Below are 14,551 nucleotides of genomic sequence, written 5' to 3' on the forward strand. Positions count from 1 at the left end.
GATGCTGAATATTTTTTTCGCCATTATGACTAACCGGCTGATGTGGGGATTTGTCGGTATCACCGCGCTCTCCTTCATCATCTGGGTGATCGGGCCGGTGTTTTCCATTGTCGATTCACGTCCGCTCGAACCGGAAGTCAACCGTCAAATCAGTATCGCGCTGCTCTATATCGTCTGGGGTGTGAGTAATCTTGTGCCGCGACTCTACAACGCCTGGCTCAACCGCAAGCTGATGGGCAGCCTGAAATCCACCTCAGAAGAGAGCGCCGATCCCGATCGCAAACGCCTGACCAATGAGGATCGGGTGCTGGCCGAGCGCTTCTCCGAAGCGTCAGATCTGCTGAAAAAAGCGCATTTCAGCCGTGCAGGCAACCGCCGCTGGACGCAACGCTTCAGTCGCCAGTATCTCTATCAGCTTCCCTGGTACGTGATCATTGGCGCGCCCGGCGCGGGCAAAACCACCGCGCTGGTTAACTCCGGGCTTCAGTTTCCGCTTGCCGACCGCTTTGGCAAGGCGGCGCTACGCGGTATAGGTGGAACGCGCAACTGCGACTGGTGGTTCACCAATGAAGCGGTGCTGCTGGATACCGCAGGCCGCTACACCATGCAGCAAAGTGAAGAACAGCAGGACGCGGGCGAGTGGAACAATTTTATCGGCCTGCTGCGCAAATACCGCGGGCGTCAGCCGATCAATGGCGTGATCGTCACTATCAGCGTATCCGATCTGCTCACCCAATCCGCAGAAACGTCGCAGCAGCAGGCGATTTCGCTGCGCCAGCGGCTGACTGAGCTGCACGAACAACTCGGCATTCGCTTTCCGGTCTACGTGCTGGTAACGAAAACCGATCTGCTGAAGGGCTTTCGCGCCTATTTTGCAAAGTTCGATAAAGCGCAGCGCGACCAGGTGTGGGGCTTCACCTTTCCGTGGGAGCGCTCGAAGCATGCGGATTTTGACCTGTTAAGCACCTTCACCCAGGAGTTCGCGCTCCTTCAGCAGCGGCTGGACGCCGGACTGCCGGACACGCTGCTTCAGGAGAGCGACGCCCGGGCGCGCGCAGAGAGCTATCTCTTCCCGCAGGAGTTTGCCGCGCTCCGCCCGCTGCTTCATGACTACCTTGATACGGTGTTTGCCCGTTCCAACTTTGAAACGCAGTTTTCGCCGCGCGGTATCTACTTTGCCAGCGGCACGCAGGAAGGCCTGCCGTTTGACCGGGTTATGGGCGAGCTGAGCCGTGCGCTACAGCTCCCTGATACCGAAAGCGGCACCAGCGGCAACTGGAACAACGTCAACAAAGAGGCTCCGATCCCGGCCAACAAAGGCCAGAGTTTTTTCCTTAAAGATCTGCTGCAAAATGTCATCTTTCAGGAAGCGGGCCTGGCGGGCAGTAACCGCTGGTGGGAACTGCGCAACCGCGCGGTGCTGTGGTCGGGCTATCTGCTGCTGGCGGCGGTGCTGGTGATCGCGGCGCTGCTATGGACAACCAGCTTCCGTAACAATAAAGCCTATCTGCACGCCGTGAATGCGAAAGTGCCGAAGGTGGTGCAACTGAGCCGCAACCTGGAGGCCGGCGATCTGAGCGATCTCTATGCGCTACTTCCCTTCCTCAACGGCGTGGTGAAACTCCCTGAAAGCGACGATTTCGATCTGAACGATCCGCCGATCACCCGGCGCATGGGGCTGTATCGCGGCGTGGAGGTGACCGACGCCACCCAGGCGCTGTATCAGAAATCACTGCAACAGTTACTGATGCCGCAGGTTGCCAGGATGATCACCACCTGGCTGCGTAACGACAACGGCAGCGATGCGGATTACAGCTACGAAGCGCTGAAGGCTTACCAGATGCTTTATCAACCGAAGCATTACGACGGCAAATTTCTGCATGCGTGGGTGATGCTCAATATCCAGCGCAATCAGCCGCAGAACGTGACGCGTGAGCAGACCAAACAGCTCGAATGGCACCTGATGCAGCTGCTGGAGACGCAGATCCAGGCGTCCCCTTACGCGCGGGATGATGCGCTGGTAAAGCGCGAGCAGGCGCTGATTAATCAGATGCCGCTGTCGCAGCGGGTCTACGGACGCCTCAGGCGCCTGCTACAAAGGGATGAAAGCCTGAAACCGGTATCGCTGGCTTCGCTGGGCGGCCCGCAGAGCGAGCTGGTGCTGGCGCGCAAAAGCGGTAAATCCATCGGCGACGGCATTCCCGGTCTGTTCACGCCGGAAGGCTACTGGAACAGTTTTGATAAGAATATCGACAGCGTGACGGCGGCACTGCACGACGACGATCGCTGGGTGCTGGGCGGACAGGTTGGCGGCGAAACCAAAGCGCAGACCGACCTCGCCGTGCGTCAACTCTACATGGCCGATTACATGCGGCAATGGGATGCGCTGTTACAGGATATTCAACTGAACAGCAGCGCGGATCTTTCCCAGCGCATCAACGCTGCGCGCCTCCTTTCCGGCAGCAACTCGCCGCTGCGCAAGCTGGTGATTAACCTCAGTCACTATCTGGTACTGGAAAAAACAGTGCCTGTGGACGACAAAACCCAGGCGGAAAACAAGACCGGCAGCATGGCAAGCAATACGCTCGACGCGCTGTTCCGTTCCCGACAGAACACGACCGATACCGGCCAGCAGCAGGCGCCTGAACAGTCAGTAACTGCTCACTTTTCGCCGATCATCGAGCTGGCGCAGCCGCTGGAAAAAGGCGGAAAAACCATCGCCTTTGATGATTTCCTGAAGCAGATCGACGATCTCTATCGCTATCTGACAGCGGTGCAGGACGCGGCAAACAGCGGTATGCCGCCGCCTGCCGGCGATGCGATCAGCCGTCTTCAGGCCAGCGCGGGACGGCTGCCGGGCGCGCTGCAAAACATGTTCACCAGCATGGCGGTGGGCGCCAGCAGCGACACGCAGCGCCGCGATCTTGATAACGTGCGCAAGCGCATCAACATGGAAGTCGGCAGCTTCTGCCGCCAGGCGATTGCCGGACGCTATCCGCTTTCGCGCAACGGCCGCGCGGAAGTGACGCCGGACGACCTGGCGCGCATGTTTGCGCCAGGCACTGGCCTGATGGACAGCTTCTTTCGCGATAACCTGGCGAACAAGGTCGATACCACCCAGGCGAACTGGCGCTTTACCCCAGGCATCGATGGCAAAACGCTGCCCGGCGGCGAAAGCGTGCTGCGACCGTTTCAGCAGGCGCAAAGCATTCGCGACGCTTTTTTCGCCAACGGCGCCGCCTCGCCCGCGTTTCGCGTGACGGTACGCACGGTGCAGATGGATAACAATATTCTCACGCTTTCGCTGGACGTTGATGGTCAGCTGTTGCGCTACAGCCACGGGCCGCAGGCGGTACAGCTGATGAACTGGCCGGGGCCGGGCGGCACCAGTCAGGTGAGAATGCAGCTCGGTCTGGCCGATGGCACGACCGCAACGCTGGTAACCAACGGCGCCTGGGCGCTGAACCGTTTCTTTGATCGCGCCCAACAAGCACGCGGCGCAGGCAGCCTCAGCCGTCAGGCGACATTTAACGTCAACGGCCACCGCGTGGTGCTGGAATTCACCCCGAACAGTATTCGCAACCCGTTTCAGCTTCCCGGGTTCTCATGCCCATAACTGCAAGGAAATGATGATGAGCCAGACGCCCGCGATTGGCTGGTATGGAAAATTGCCCAGTGCCGGCGATTTCTTAAAGCGCCGTTTTCCTGATGCCATCTGGCAGCAGTGGACCCACTGGTTTCAGGTAGGGTTACTTAACTGGCAACAGAACGAAGAGCAGCGCCCCGACAGCGAACAAAAGTTCAGCAGTGCGCCCGTCTGGAATTTTATCGTACCGCCGATGCTCGGCAGCCAGCTGGTGCAGATGGGCTGTCTGCTTCCTGCGCGTGACAGCGTCGGGCGGCAGTATCCGGTCTGCGCGCTGATGACCTTTTCGCCGCAGAGCTGGGCGCATTCGCAGCTGTCGATGGCCGGAGAATGGTATCAACAACTGGGGCGCGTATTGATACAGGCGGTGCGCGAAGGCTATTCCGCCACGCGGTTAGACGAGGCATTGCTGTCGGTTCCCACGCCACAGGTGCCTTCCGATGCGCAGCGTTCGGAAATTCTCGAGGTCATCGGCCCCGTCGATCAACCCTGCACGCTGAGCTGGCGGCAGGCGTGCGAGAGCTTCGATCCGCAGCGACCAACCAGCTTCTGGTGGACGAATCAGACCGACGGCTATCCGCTTTATACCCACATTCACAGCGGCAACTTTACCAGCCAGCTCTTTACCATGTTGTTCGACCCGGCGGCAGGGGCTAAACCGGGGCGGCACGGCCTCTACCCGCCGATGTTTGAATAAGGAATCACGATGAATATTGATGCGCTTCTCGTACCGGTCAGTGACGACCGCCCCTGCGGCGAGAATCTGGAATATGACGCGGACTACATGGCGATGGATCAGGCCAGCGAAGGCAAAGCCGAGCAGCAGTTTGGCACAACCATCATTCCTGCCGAACCGCCGGACTGGAACAAAGTGGAGCGGCTGGCGAGCGATCTGCTCACCCGTACCAAAGATCTGCGGGTGATGCTGGCGCTGACGCGGGCCAGAACACAGCTCAAAGGGCTGCCCGGTTACGCTAACGGGCTTGCGCTGATCGAGCAGGCGCTGAACCAATGGTGGACGGCGCTCTGGCCGATGCTGGAAGAGGATGGGCATCACGATCCTTTTTATCGAATCAATGCGCTGGGCGCGCTTGGTGATAAGTCAGCGCTTACTAACGCTGTGCGTCAGGCGCCGTTGCTACGCAGCGCCTCGGATGAGATTTCGCTGCGTGACGCCTGCGCGCTGTTGGACGGCAGCAAAACAGACTGCCCGGACTATCCGGGCGGGCGCGCGCGTTTAATCGACGAACTGGCGCGCGGCGGCCAGCCTGGCGTTGAGGCTCTGCTGGATATAAGTGAGCGTTTGCAAACGATACAGGCCACGCTGGTCAGCTATTTAGGTGAAACCGGGGTGCCTGAAATGACGCAGTTGATGAAAACTGTTCAGACCGTTGCGCAGGCGTGCGTCGCCACCGATCTTTCAACGCTGATACCTGCCGCCCAACCGCAGGACATCACGTCGGAAAGAACGGTGCAAAAGAAGGTGAGCCACGGCGTTGACTGGCGCAGCGCGCAGCCCACCTCGCGCGCGGATGCACAACTGATGTTAGAAAAAGTAAAGCAGTACTTTGTGCAGCATGAGCCAAGCCATCCGGCTCCGCTGATGATCGACCGCGTACAGCGGATGATCGAAATGGACTTTATGGACATCATTCGCGACCTGGCTCCGGACGGCGTTCATCAGTTGGAAAACATTTTCGGACGCCGCGACGGATAACCCCGGCGTTCACCCTTTTTACCGCGCATACCAATGGAGAACACCATGGCAATCAGTAAATCCAGTGGGCAGAAGTTTATCGCCCGTAACCGCGCGCCGCGCGTACAAATTGAGTACGACGTGGAGATCTATGGTGCGGAACGCAAAATTCAGCTGCCGTTCGTTATGGGCGTCATGGCAGATCTGGTCGGCAAGCCGGTCGAAGGCCTGCCCGCCGTCGATGAGCGAAAATTCATGGAGATCGACATCGATAATTTCGATGAGCGTATGAAGGCGCTGAAGCCCCGCGTGGCTTTTCAGGCCGACAATACGCTGACCGGCGAAGGCCGTCTGAATATCGATCTTACCTTTAACAGCATGGAAGACTTCTCGCCAGATGCCGTGGCGCGCAACGTTGAGCCGCTGAATAAGCTGCTGGAAGCGCGTACCGAGCTTTCTAATCTGCTGACCTATATGGATGGCAAAAACGGCGCGGAAGAGCTGATCTCGAAAATTTTGCAGGATCCAACGCTGCTTAAGTCGCTCAGCCATCTGCCAAAGCAGGATGATGCTGAGAACAAAGGCGGGGAGGCATAAACGATGAGCAATCCATCACAGCAGCAGCAGGAACAGCAGCAGGGCTGGAGCCAGGACGAGTTCAGTTCATTGCTGAACAAAGAGTTCCGTCCGAAAACCGACACCGCGCGCTCAGCGGTTGAAAGTGCGGTAAAAACGCTGGCGCAGCAGGCGCTGGAAAACAGCGTCACCGTCTCCAGCGATGCCTACCGCACCATTCAGGCGCTTATCGGTGAAATTGATGAGAAGCTGTCGCAGCAGGTCAACCAGATCATCCACCATGAAGACTTTCAGAAGCTGGAAGGCGCGTGGCGTGGACTGAGCTACCTGGTGAACAACACCGAAACCGACGAGATGCTGAAAATTCGCTTTATGAGCATCTCCAAGCAGGAACTGGGCCGCACGCTGAAGCGCTATAAAGGCGTGGGCTGGGATCAGAGCCCGATCTTCAAAAAAATCTACGAAGAGGAGTATGGTCAGTTCGGCGGCGAGCCGTTTGGCTGCCTGGTGGGCGATTACTACTTCGATCACAGCCCGCAGGACGTGGAGCTGCTGGGCGAAATGGCGCGCATTGGTTCTGCGTCGCACTGTCCGTTCATCACCGGCACCGCGCCGGAAGTGATGCAGATGGAGTCCTGGCAGGAGCTGGCGAACCCGCGCGATCTGACCAAAATCTTCCAGAACAGTGAATACGCCGCCTGGCGCAGCCTGCGTGAATCAGAAGACGCGCGCTACCTGGGTCTGGTTATGCCGCGGTTCCTTGCGCGTCTGCCTTATGGCATTCGCTCGAACCCGGTCGACACCTTTGATTTTGAAGAAGAGACCGAAGGCGCCAACCACGCCAACTACACCTGGACCAACGCGGCTTATGCCATGGCTGCCAACATCAACCGCTCGTTCAAAGAGTACGGCTGGTGCACCGCCATTCGCGGCGTTGAGTCCGGCGGCGCGGTAGAAAATCTGCCCTGCCATACCTTCCCGAGCGACGACGGCGGCGTGGACATGAAGTGCCCGACCGAGATCGCCATCAGCGATCGTCGTGAAGCCGAGCTGGCCAAAAACGGCTTTATGCCGCTGGTTCACCGCAAGAACTCCGACTTTGCTGCCTTTATCGGCGCGCAATCGTTGCAGAAGCCGGCGGAATATCACGACGCAGACGCCACCGCCAACGCGCGTCTGGCTTCACGTTTGCCGTATCTGTTCGCCTGCTGCCGTTTTGCGCACTATCTGAAGTGCATCGTGCGCGACAAGATCGGTTCTTTCCGCGAGCGTGATGAAATGCAGCGCTGGCTGAACGACTGGATTATGAACTATGTCGATGGCGATCCGGCTAACTCATCCCAGCAGGACAAATCCCGCAAGCCGCTTGCTGCTGCGAACGTTGAGGTGCAGGAGATCGAGGACAACCCGGGCTATTACGCCGCCAAGTTCTTCCTGCGTCCGCACTATCAGTTGGAAGGCCTGACGGTATCATTGCGTCTGGTCTCTAAGCTGCCGTCGTTGAAGGCGGATAACGCGTAATCAATTTTACAGAGGTGACGACAGTTACCTCTGAATAAATTCGTGGGAATATTACCGCAATATTCCAGCGATCCTCTGAATATTCCATGTAGCGATATTCGAGAGTGAGGCAGAGGTAAAATATGGACTGTTTTATTCAGCCCCATGCTTTCCTGTTTGCCATATCAGTGCTTTATCTAAAGCAAATTTCAACTAATGAAGAGTAGATAATCATGGCTATTGATATGTTTTTAAAAGTAGATGGTGTTACGGGTGAATCTAAGGATTCTAATCATACAGGTTGGACAGATATCACTTCATTCTCATGGGGTGCAACACAGCCAGGGAATATGTCCGTTGGCGGCGGCGGCGGTGCGGGTAAAGTTAATTATAACGATCTTCATGTAAATGCTTTGATCGATAAATCTGCTACGGCAATTCTAAAATATTGCTCAAGTGGGAAGCATATAAACAAAGTTGAGCTTTCGATATGCAAAGCTGGCGGAAATCAAGTTGAATATACTCGTATTACTTTAGAAGATGTTTTGGTAACCTCTGTGGAATATAGTGGTGAAAATGATGGAGATTTAGTTGGTCTGGCTTACGCTTTCCAGGCAGCAAAAGTCAAGCAACAATATTGGGAGCAAAGCTCATCAGGTGGTAAGGGAGCTGAAAGCAGCGCAGGCTGGAATATAAAAGAAAATAGAGAGGCATAATCTCAACCTCCGCCCATATTATTTTATGGGCGGAGGATTTTAATTATATAATCTTTCTCAAGGCTGAACAAGATGACGGTACTTAGAAAAGGTGATCGCGGGATAGCGGTTAAAAGGCTTCAGGAACTTCTGAACAGTAAAGGTATAAACACCAGTACTGATGGTATGTTTGGGATTAAAACAGAAACAGCCGTAAGAAAATTTCAAATGAAAAGTAACATCCATAAGGATGGCGTTGCGGGGCGTGAAACTTTTTTAAAATTAGGTCACTCAGTTATTGAGAGAGCACCACAACCGCCAATAGGAAGAAGATTAGGAAGGCAAACTTCAGGGGCAATGGCTATATCCGCTAATGGCTTGTACTTTATTTTCAAAAGAGAAGCATGGCCTGGACATAGCTGTTACTTACACTGGCCTGGGGGAGCTAGTGGTGTGACATTAGGGCCAGGATACGATATGAAGGAGCGCTCTGAAATTTCAATAAAAAACGCAATGATTCAAATTGGGATTCCTGAAAAAATTGCTGCAGAAATCAGTAAAGCTTCTCATTTGATCAATGGCGAAGCTAAGCGATTTTCAGAAAATAACAAGGCGCTTGTCAAGCTTACGTCTTTACAAGAAACTGCCCTGCTCAAATTTACAATACCGCCATATGTAAAAATGGTAAAAAATAATATATTTGTACGAATTACTCAAACTGAATTTGATGCGCTAGTTTCTTTTGCTTATAATCCTGGCGGTAGATTCAAAAAAGTTTGCGCATTCATAAATCAAGGGAAAGTATCTGATGCCATGAATGAAATAAATAAGGCAATAACCTCTGGGGGAAAAGTGTCTCGGGGGCTAATTAACCGAAGACGTTATGAGGTTGATTTGTTTTTGAATGGTATATATCAATGATTAATGGAAGGGTTTATTTAATGAAAAGATTGGTTTTTTTTATTTTGTTAATTAACTTTACCCCCTTGGCAAAATTATCATTTGCTGGAGCGCCTGAAATTCCTGAGGGTATATGGATGGTTGAAAAAACTAGCATCAATATAAACTCTGAAAGAACCTTAAACTATCAGTATAATGATCCTAGATTGAACGGGAGATACATTAGTTTTAATAAAAATGTTGTTAGAACTAATCTACCTGAAAAATTTGAATGTAATTCCCCAGGTTATTCGTCTTCTACATCAGATCTCAATGAATTGATCTTGACCTCAATCGGAAATGCTAACGCAAGTGATTATGAAGTAGAGTCTGGTAGCGACAAAATCACTGCTATTAAGATAGTCTGCAAGAGTGGGAGTTTTGGTGGGGCTGATACCGGAGTTAACTCTTGGGTAGCCCTAATTAATGATCATACCATAATTATCAACTGGTATGATGATACTTTACTTACTTTAAAAAAGACCGGGAATCTTTCAGCTCCTAACCCTTCTTTCGATTGTAAAAAAGCGACAGCTAAATCAGAAATAAAAATTTGTTCTGATGCAATTCTATCATCGTATGACCAAAGTGTTAATAAAGCCTGGTGGCTGGTAAAAAACAGTCCTGATTTAAAAAATGATCTGCGTTCTAAGGAGAATATGTTAAATATGCAGAAAGCTTGGTTAGTTAAACGTAACCGATGTGATGATGATACTGAATGCCTGACCAGAAATATGATTCAAAGATTAAATGAGCTAATGGCACGTAGTAACCAGTAAAAATTCAGATAAAGTTTTTTATTTAAAAGATAGTGATGAAAATGACTCCATTACTATCTTTCACATTGTCTGTCAGCTAATATGCTGCATTATAAAAAGATGTAAATAAATGAGTCGGTTTTTCCATTGCCTACTCAATGTATAATATAGTATTAATTTTTGCCAGAAGCTCCAGAAAACAAGGTGCAATACAATTAATTTGCTTAATGTTGCATTCCTGGATGGGTTCACTTTAAATTATTTTCTTTATCGATCTTTCTGGATATACAGCAAAAAAATGAAGTTTAAATCACTAATATTAGAATAAAGATGTACTTCATTACATGTGAATTTAAAAGCATTAAATAAAGTAAAAATATTTAAGAGGTTTTTCCTGGTTAACAGTTTCATCGTTTCTTTTTCAATAGCAGACTTTTCTATAATCTCAACCAAAAAAAATCAACAGGGAGTAACTATGCCAATACTGAAAGAAGGGAACTCCAGACCGTTAACCGCGGGTGAGAAATTGTTGGCGATGAAAATATTTGGTGATGCGATACATTATCAGTCGGTCAAAATTCATAACGGCAGTTATCTGCCCTTCAATATGCAGTCTCAGGATGTGGCAATGACACCAAATGGTGAAATTTACTTCAGAGAACCACACTATATGGATGATTTCTCGACATCAGAATCGCGATATATTCACTGGTTTATTCATGAAATGGTGCATGTGCTTCAACACCAGCTTGGTATGAATGTCAGAACGCGTGGCGCGTTTAGTTGGGCAGTAAACTATAAATACACATTACCACCAGATAAGATTTTATCAGAGTATGGGATGGAGCAGCAGGCTTCTATTATTGCTGACTACTTTTATCTGACGCACTTCGGTAAAGATAATTTTCAAGAAATAATGAGCTTTGAGGGCATTGTCGGGCCAGATCTTTTGGATAAATACAGAAACAATCTCAGCGTATTTCTTGCAAATCCGGGTGATAAAAAGGCATTTTTATGAAAATCAAATACGTTATTCTGGTAACAATATTCCTGCTGGCAGGATGCCACCTCGAACGTCCCTGGTTTACTGTTATGAAAGTCAGGATTGAAAATAACCAACCCTGTTTTTTAATCCCTGAAAATGCCGCCCGTGCTGATGAAACTCTGCAAAGCCATGGCGTTATGGTCGAGCGCCATGAGGGAGGAAAATGGCAGGTGATCTCACCACCATCGACAACGTCTCCAGTAAGAAACGTCAGGGCGGGCGAGTGTACGCGCTGGGAGGGGACTACCTGGACTGCCGGGGAATATTCAGCTCTGATGCGTGTTGATAATATTTCCACCGAAAACACCGTGCGCTACGCAGTAAAGTTTTATCTTACCGAAGACGCCTCTGGTCAGTTGAGCGTCATTAATAAATAACTGCCTGCCTGAAACGAGCTGTGGTGCCTGAAGAACTCGCCCTTTTACAATCTCGGGGCAAAAAAAGGACTTTTATGAAATGCATCTGCATGGTTCCGGCAATCATCTTCCTGCTGGCAGGATGCCACTTTGGCGAACCCAGGTACGGGGTCATGAAGGTGAAGATTGAAAATAACCAACCCTGTTTTTTAATCCCTGAAAATGCCGCACGCGCTGGTCAAATCTTACGTAGCAATGGCGTGACGGTTTCCCGCCGCGAAGGAGCGAAATGGCAGATGATCTCTCCGTCAGCGGCTGCCACGCCCGCAAGCGATGTCAAACCGGGTGAATGCACGCGCTGGGAGGGTACTCCCTGGGGAGCCGGAGAATATGGCACCTTGATGCGCATTGATAGCGTCTCCACCGAAGATACGGTGCGCTACCTTGCAGAATTTTACCTTACCGAAGACGCGTCAGGCCAACTGAGCGTCATCAATAAATAATCGCCCGCCTGCACCCCCGTTCGTCGGCTGCGGCAATGCATAAAGTACTCGCCCTCCAATAATCGTTTTTGCGCCTGTTTTCACCATGGATGTAACTCATGGAACAGGCTTTACATCCAATGCAGGAATCCGTTATGCGATTTACGATAATAGCGAATAAACCGGGTCACCAGCCGCCGCAGAGCAGTTTCGACTTTGCGCCGCCGGGCGGCACTGTAGGCCGCGGGCCTGAAAATAACCTTGTGCTGCCGGACGATAAACGCACCATCTCCCGCCTTCAGGCGCTGGTGCATATTAACGCCGAGGGCGAATGTCGCATCACCAATCGCGGCAATGTCACACAGGTTCATCTCAACGATATTCCGCTGGCGCGTGGGCGTCAGGTGGAGTTGCAGGAGGGCGACGTTCTCACGATTGATGAGTACCGCATCCAGGTCAGCGAACTCTCCGCCAGCGTGCCGCAGGCTGCGCCGGTAGTGCAGCCTGTTGTCGCGCAGCAGCCCGCTCCGCAACCGGCGGCAACGGAAAGCACGCCTGCCGCGATCCCCAGTGAAATCTGGGACAGCCTGGCGCAGGAGTTCTCAATTACCGATAACCTTTCCAGCCGCAGCAAGCCCGCGCCGGTCAGCGGCAACCCGCTCACCGAAGGGCCGACGCCGGATCGCAATCCGGTCGATCCGCTGGCGCAGTTCAGTTCCGCCGATCTGAATCTGGATCGCCGCGAAAGCACGCCGGATGCGCTGTTTAACGAGGATCCTCTGTTTAAACAGCAGAGCATTTTCGATGACAGCACGCCAAGCACGCTGCTTCAGCAGCCTGCCGCCACACCGCAACAGCCGGTAAAAGGTCATGACGAGGTCGATCCGCTGGCGCTGTTCGGCGGCGGCGGGGTGCCTCAACAAACCCACCGCGATGACCCGCTGGGCCTGATGATGGGCAATGCGGTGCCGCTGACGCCGCCGGAAGGGCAGACAGCGAAGCAGACCGACAACGATGTCAATCTCCAGGGCGGGACGTCGTCAACGGCGATTCCCGCGCAGCCGGACGCATTGAACAACTCGCCGCTCTTCGATGCGCAGCCGGACGCAATGAACAACTCGCCGCTCTTCAACGCGCAGCCGGACGCAATGAACAACTCGCCGCTCTTCGACGCGCAGCCGGACGCATTGAAAAACTCACCGCTTTTCAACGAGCCGCAGGAAGCAAGCCAACGCACGCCCCCTGCTGACGAGCTACCGCAGGCCTCGCCGCTGTTTGAGGAGCGCGGCGCGCAGCCCGACTACGGCGGCATCACGCTGCCGACGCCGCAGGCGGTTGCCCGCAATACCACGCCGCCACCGAAAGGGCGTCTGCGTATCGATCCGGTTTCCGAGCCGGTTTCACATCAGGCCAGTGCGGCTTCCAGCGGCGAAATGCTGGAAGGCGAACTGCTTGATGCGCTGATTGGCGGTATGGGACTGAACGATCTCCAACCCACGCCGCGTTTCGATCGCGACTCAATGCAGGAGTTGGGCCAGATGCTCAGCATGTTCTCGCAGGGCACCGTGGCGCTGCTCTCGTCGCGCTCAATCCTCAAGCGTGGCGTTAAAGCAGAAATGACGGTGATCCTTGACGAGGCCAACAACCCGTTCAAGCTGCTGCCGTCGGGCAAGTCGGTGCTGATGCAGATGTTCGGCAGCCGCATGCCGGGTTTTATGCCGCCGAAACAGTCGGTGCGCGATGCGCTGGTCGATCTTCAGGCGCACCAGTTGGGCATGATCGCCGGGATCCGCGCCATTATCGCGTCAATGCTTCAGTCGTTTAACCCGCAGCAGCTTGAGGAAGAAGCGCGTCAGGAGGGCATCACCTCGCGCCTGTCGCTGCCGGGCAGCCGCAAAGCCGCGCTGTGGGATCACTTCACCAAACGCTACGGCGAAACGGCAGGTGAAATTGAAGATGACTTCCATACGCTGTTTGGCGAAGCCTTCTTACATGCTTACGACATGGAAGTGAATCAGTACAAAGACTCTCAAATCAGATCGGAAGAATAATGAATATCACCCTTGCCTCTATGTCGAATCAGGGCGCCCGCGACAGCAATCAGGACCAGACCGGCGAGCGCATCGGCGAGCGCTCCGCCTGCTTTGTGGTCTGTGACGGCGTGGCCGGCCTGCCCGGCGGCGATGTCGCGGCGGAGCTGGCGCGCAACACCATCCTGGAACGCTTCGACGGCGACCAGCATCTCAATGCGCAGAGCATTCGTCGCTATGTTAACGATGCCAATCGCGCCATTCGCCAGCAGCAAAAAGCGACCAGCGATTACAAACGCATGGGCACCACGCTGGTCAGCTTATTCATCGACAGAGATTACGAGCTGGCCTACTGGGCGCACGCGGGCGACAGCCGCCTCTATCTGTTTCGCCGCGGCTATCTGTACGAGGTCACGACCGACCACAGCCTGGTGCAGCAGATGAAGGATGCCGGGCATCCCACCGAGGGCATCAACAGCAATATGCTCTATTTCGCACTGGGAATGGGCGATGAGGAGCGCGACGCCAGCTACAGCGACGTGGTACCCATTGAAGATGGCGATGCGTTTCTGCTCTGTACCGATGGCTTCTGGCATGGACTGACGCCGAATCATATGCAGCAGTCGCTGCACATGGTTAACACGCCTGCCGAATGGCTGACGCTGATGCAGGAGGTGATCCGTAAAAACGATCGTGAATCCTCCGGCAGTCAGGACAATTACAGCGCCGTCGCCGTCTGGATAGGCGACCCGCAAGACACCACGCTGCTGCACTCTTTATCAGAAGCAGCCCAGTTTTTCCCTCTTCGTGATTAAATTACGGCCTTCA

Annotated in this window: 13 protein-coding genes; all 13 read left to right on the forward strand. The window is 53.3% G+C overall.

What is annotated here, in order from left to right; genetic code table 11:
* Position 1: 1 nt before the first annotated feature.
* The 13 genes from tssM to FA91_RS01905 all read left to right on the forward strand — a co-directional run bounded on the left by tssM (position 2) and on the right by FA91_RS01905 (position 14,538).
* A complete protein-coding gene (gene tssM / locus FA91_RS01845; RefSeq protein WP_034912034.1) occupies positions 2 to 3,616 on the forward strand; it encodes a type VI secretion system membrane subunit TssM in 3,615 nt (1,204 codons plus the stop codon).
* A gap of 16 nt (positions 3,617 to 3,632) precedes the next feature.
* A complete protein-coding gene (gene tagF, locus FA91_RS01850; RefSeq protein WP_034912035.1) occupies positions 3,633 to 4,343 on the forward strand; it encodes a type VI secretion system-associated protein TagF in 711 nt (236 codons plus the stop codon).
* A gap of 9 nt (positions 4,344 to 4,352) precedes the next feature.
* Positions 4,353 to 5,363, forward strand: coding sequence for a type VI secretion system protein TssA (gene tssA, locus FA91_RS01855; protein ID WP_034912038.1), 1,011 nt, complete (start codon positions 4,353 to 4,355; stop codon positions 5,361 to 5,363).
* A gap of 45 nt (positions 5,364 to 5,408) precedes the next feature.
* A complete protein-coding gene (tssB, locus tag FA91_RS01860) occupies positions 5,409 to 5,939 on the forward strand; it encodes a type VI secretion system contractile sheath small subunit (protein ID WP_034912039.1) in 531 nt (176 codons plus the stop codon).
* A gap of 3 nt (positions 5,940 to 5,942) precedes the next feature.
* Positions 5,943 to 7,439, forward strand: a complete 1,497-nt coding sequence (gene tssC, locus FA91_RS01865; RefSeq protein WP_034912040.1) for a type VI secretion system contractile sheath large subunit — start codon at positions 5,943 to 5,945, stop codon at positions 7,437 to 7,439.
* 212 nt (positions 7,440 to 7,651) lie between these two features.
* Positions 7,652 to 8,134: a type VI secretion system tube protein Hcp gene (locus tag FA91_RS01870; RefSeq protein WP_034912043.1), complete on the forward strand. Its 483-nt coding sequence runs from the start codon at positions 7,652 to 7,654 to the stop codon at positions 8,132 to 8,134.
* Positions 8,135 to 8,206: 72 nt separating this feature from the next.
* Positions 8,207 to 9,034 carry a peptidoglycan-binding protein gene (locus FA91_RS01875; protein WP_034912044.1) on the forward strand — a complete coding sequence of 276 codons (828 nt, stop codon included), beginning with the start codon at positions 8,207 to 8,209 and terminating at the stop codon, positions 9,032 to 9,034.
* Between the two features lie 20 nt (positions 9,035 to 9,054).
* On the forward strand, positions 9,055 to 9,831 hold the full coding sequence (locus tag FA91_RS01880; protein WP_072032333.1) for a hypothetical protein: 777 nt from the start codon (positions 9,055 to 9,057) through the stop codon (positions 9,829 to 9,831).
* Between the two features lie 454 nt (positions 9,832 to 10,285).
* On the forward strand, positions 10,286 to 10,828 hold the full coding sequence (locus FA91_RS01885; protein ID WP_034912045.1) for a hypothetical protein: 543 nt from the start codon (positions 10,286 to 10,288) through the stop codon (positions 10,826 to 10,828).
* On the forward strand, positions 10,825 to 11,232 hold the full coding sequence (locus FA91_RS01890) for a putative T6SS immunity periplasmic lipoprotein (protein ID WP_034912046.1): 408 nt from the start codon (positions 10,825 to 10,827) through the stop codon (positions 11,230 to 11,232). The genes FA91_RS01885 and FA91_RS01890 overlap by 4 nt, the downstream gene beginning before the upstream one ends.
* A 23-nt stretch (positions 11,233 to 11,255) precedes the next feature.
* Positions 11,256 to 11,714, forward strand: a complete 459-nt coding sequence (locus tag FA91_RS01895; protein ID WP_156103021.1) for a putative T6SS immunity periplasmic lipoprotein — start codon at positions 11,256 to 11,258, stop codon at positions 11,712 to 11,714.
* Between the two features lie 134 nt (positions 11,715 to 11,848).
* The gene (tagH, locus tag FA91_RS01900; RefSeq protein WP_034912050.1) at positions 11,849 to 13,744 is read left to right on the forward strand and encodes a type VI secretion system-associated FHA domain protein TagH; all 1,896 of its coding nucleotides are present in this window, start codon (positions 11,849 to 11,851) and stop codon (positions 13,742 to 13,744) included.
* Entirely contained in the window at positions 13,744 to 14,538 is a 795-nt protein-coding gene (locus tag FA91_RS01905; RefSeq protein ID WP_034912051.1) for a protein phosphatase 2C domain-containing protein, read from the forward strand. The genes tagH and FA91_RS01905 overlap by 1 nt, the downstream gene beginning before the upstream one ends.
* Positions 14,539 to 14,551: the final 13 nt, after the last annotated feature.

Source organism: Erwinia sp. 9145, from assembly GCF_000745075.1.
GTDB classification, from domain to species: domain Bacteria; phylum Pseudomonadota; class Gammaproteobacteria; order Enterobacterales; family Enterobacteriaceae; genus Erwinia; species Erwinia oleae.

Bases quoted from the DNA above. Each gene is read 5' to 3' on its own strand.
- tssM (WP_034912034.1), top strand. From the start codon at position 2: ATGCTGAATATTTTTTTCGCCATTATGACTAACCGGCTGATGTGGGGA.
- tagF (WP_034912035.1), top strand. From the start codon at position 3,633: ATGAGCCAGACGCCCGCGATTGGCTGGTATGGAAAATTGCCCAGTGCC.
- tssA (WP_034912038.1), top strand. From the start codon at position 4,353: ATGAATATTGATGCGCTTCTCGTACCGGTCAGTGACGACCGCCCCTGC.
- tssB (WP_034912039.1), top strand. From the start codon at position 5,409: ATGGCAATCAGTAAATCCAGTGGGCAGAAGTTTATCGCCCGTAACCGC.
- tssC (WP_034912040.1), top strand. From the start codon at position 5,943: ATGAGCAATCCATCACAGCAGCAGCAGGAACAGCAGCAGGGCTGGAGC.
- FA91_RS01870 (WP_034912043.1), top strand. From the start codon at position 7,652: ATGGCTATTGATATGTTTTTAAAAGTAGATGGTGTTACGGGTGAATCT.
- FA91_RS01875 (WP_034912044.1), top strand. From the start codon at position 8,207: ATGACGGTACTTAGAAAAGGTGATCGCGGGATAGCGGTTAAAAGGCTT.
- FA91_RS01880 (WP_072032333.1), top strand. From the start codon at position 9,055: ATGAAAAGATTGGTTTTTTTTATTTTGTTAATTAACTTTACCCCCTTG.
- FA91_RS01885 (WP_034912045.1), top strand. From the start codon at position 10,286: ATGCCAATACTGAAAGAAGGGAACTCCAGACCGTTAACCGCGGGTGAG.
- FA91_RS01890 (WP_034912046.1), top strand. From the start codon at position 10,825: ATGAAAATCAAATACGTTATTCTGGTAACAATATTCCTGCTGGCAGGA.
- tagH (WP_034912050.1), top strand. From the start codon at position 11,849: ATGCGATTTACGATAATAGCGAATAAACCGGGTCACCAGCCGCCGCAG.
- FA91_RS01905 (WP_034912051.1), top strand. From the start codon at position 13,744: ATGAATATCACCCTTGCCTCTATGTCGAATCAGGGCGCCCGCGACAGC.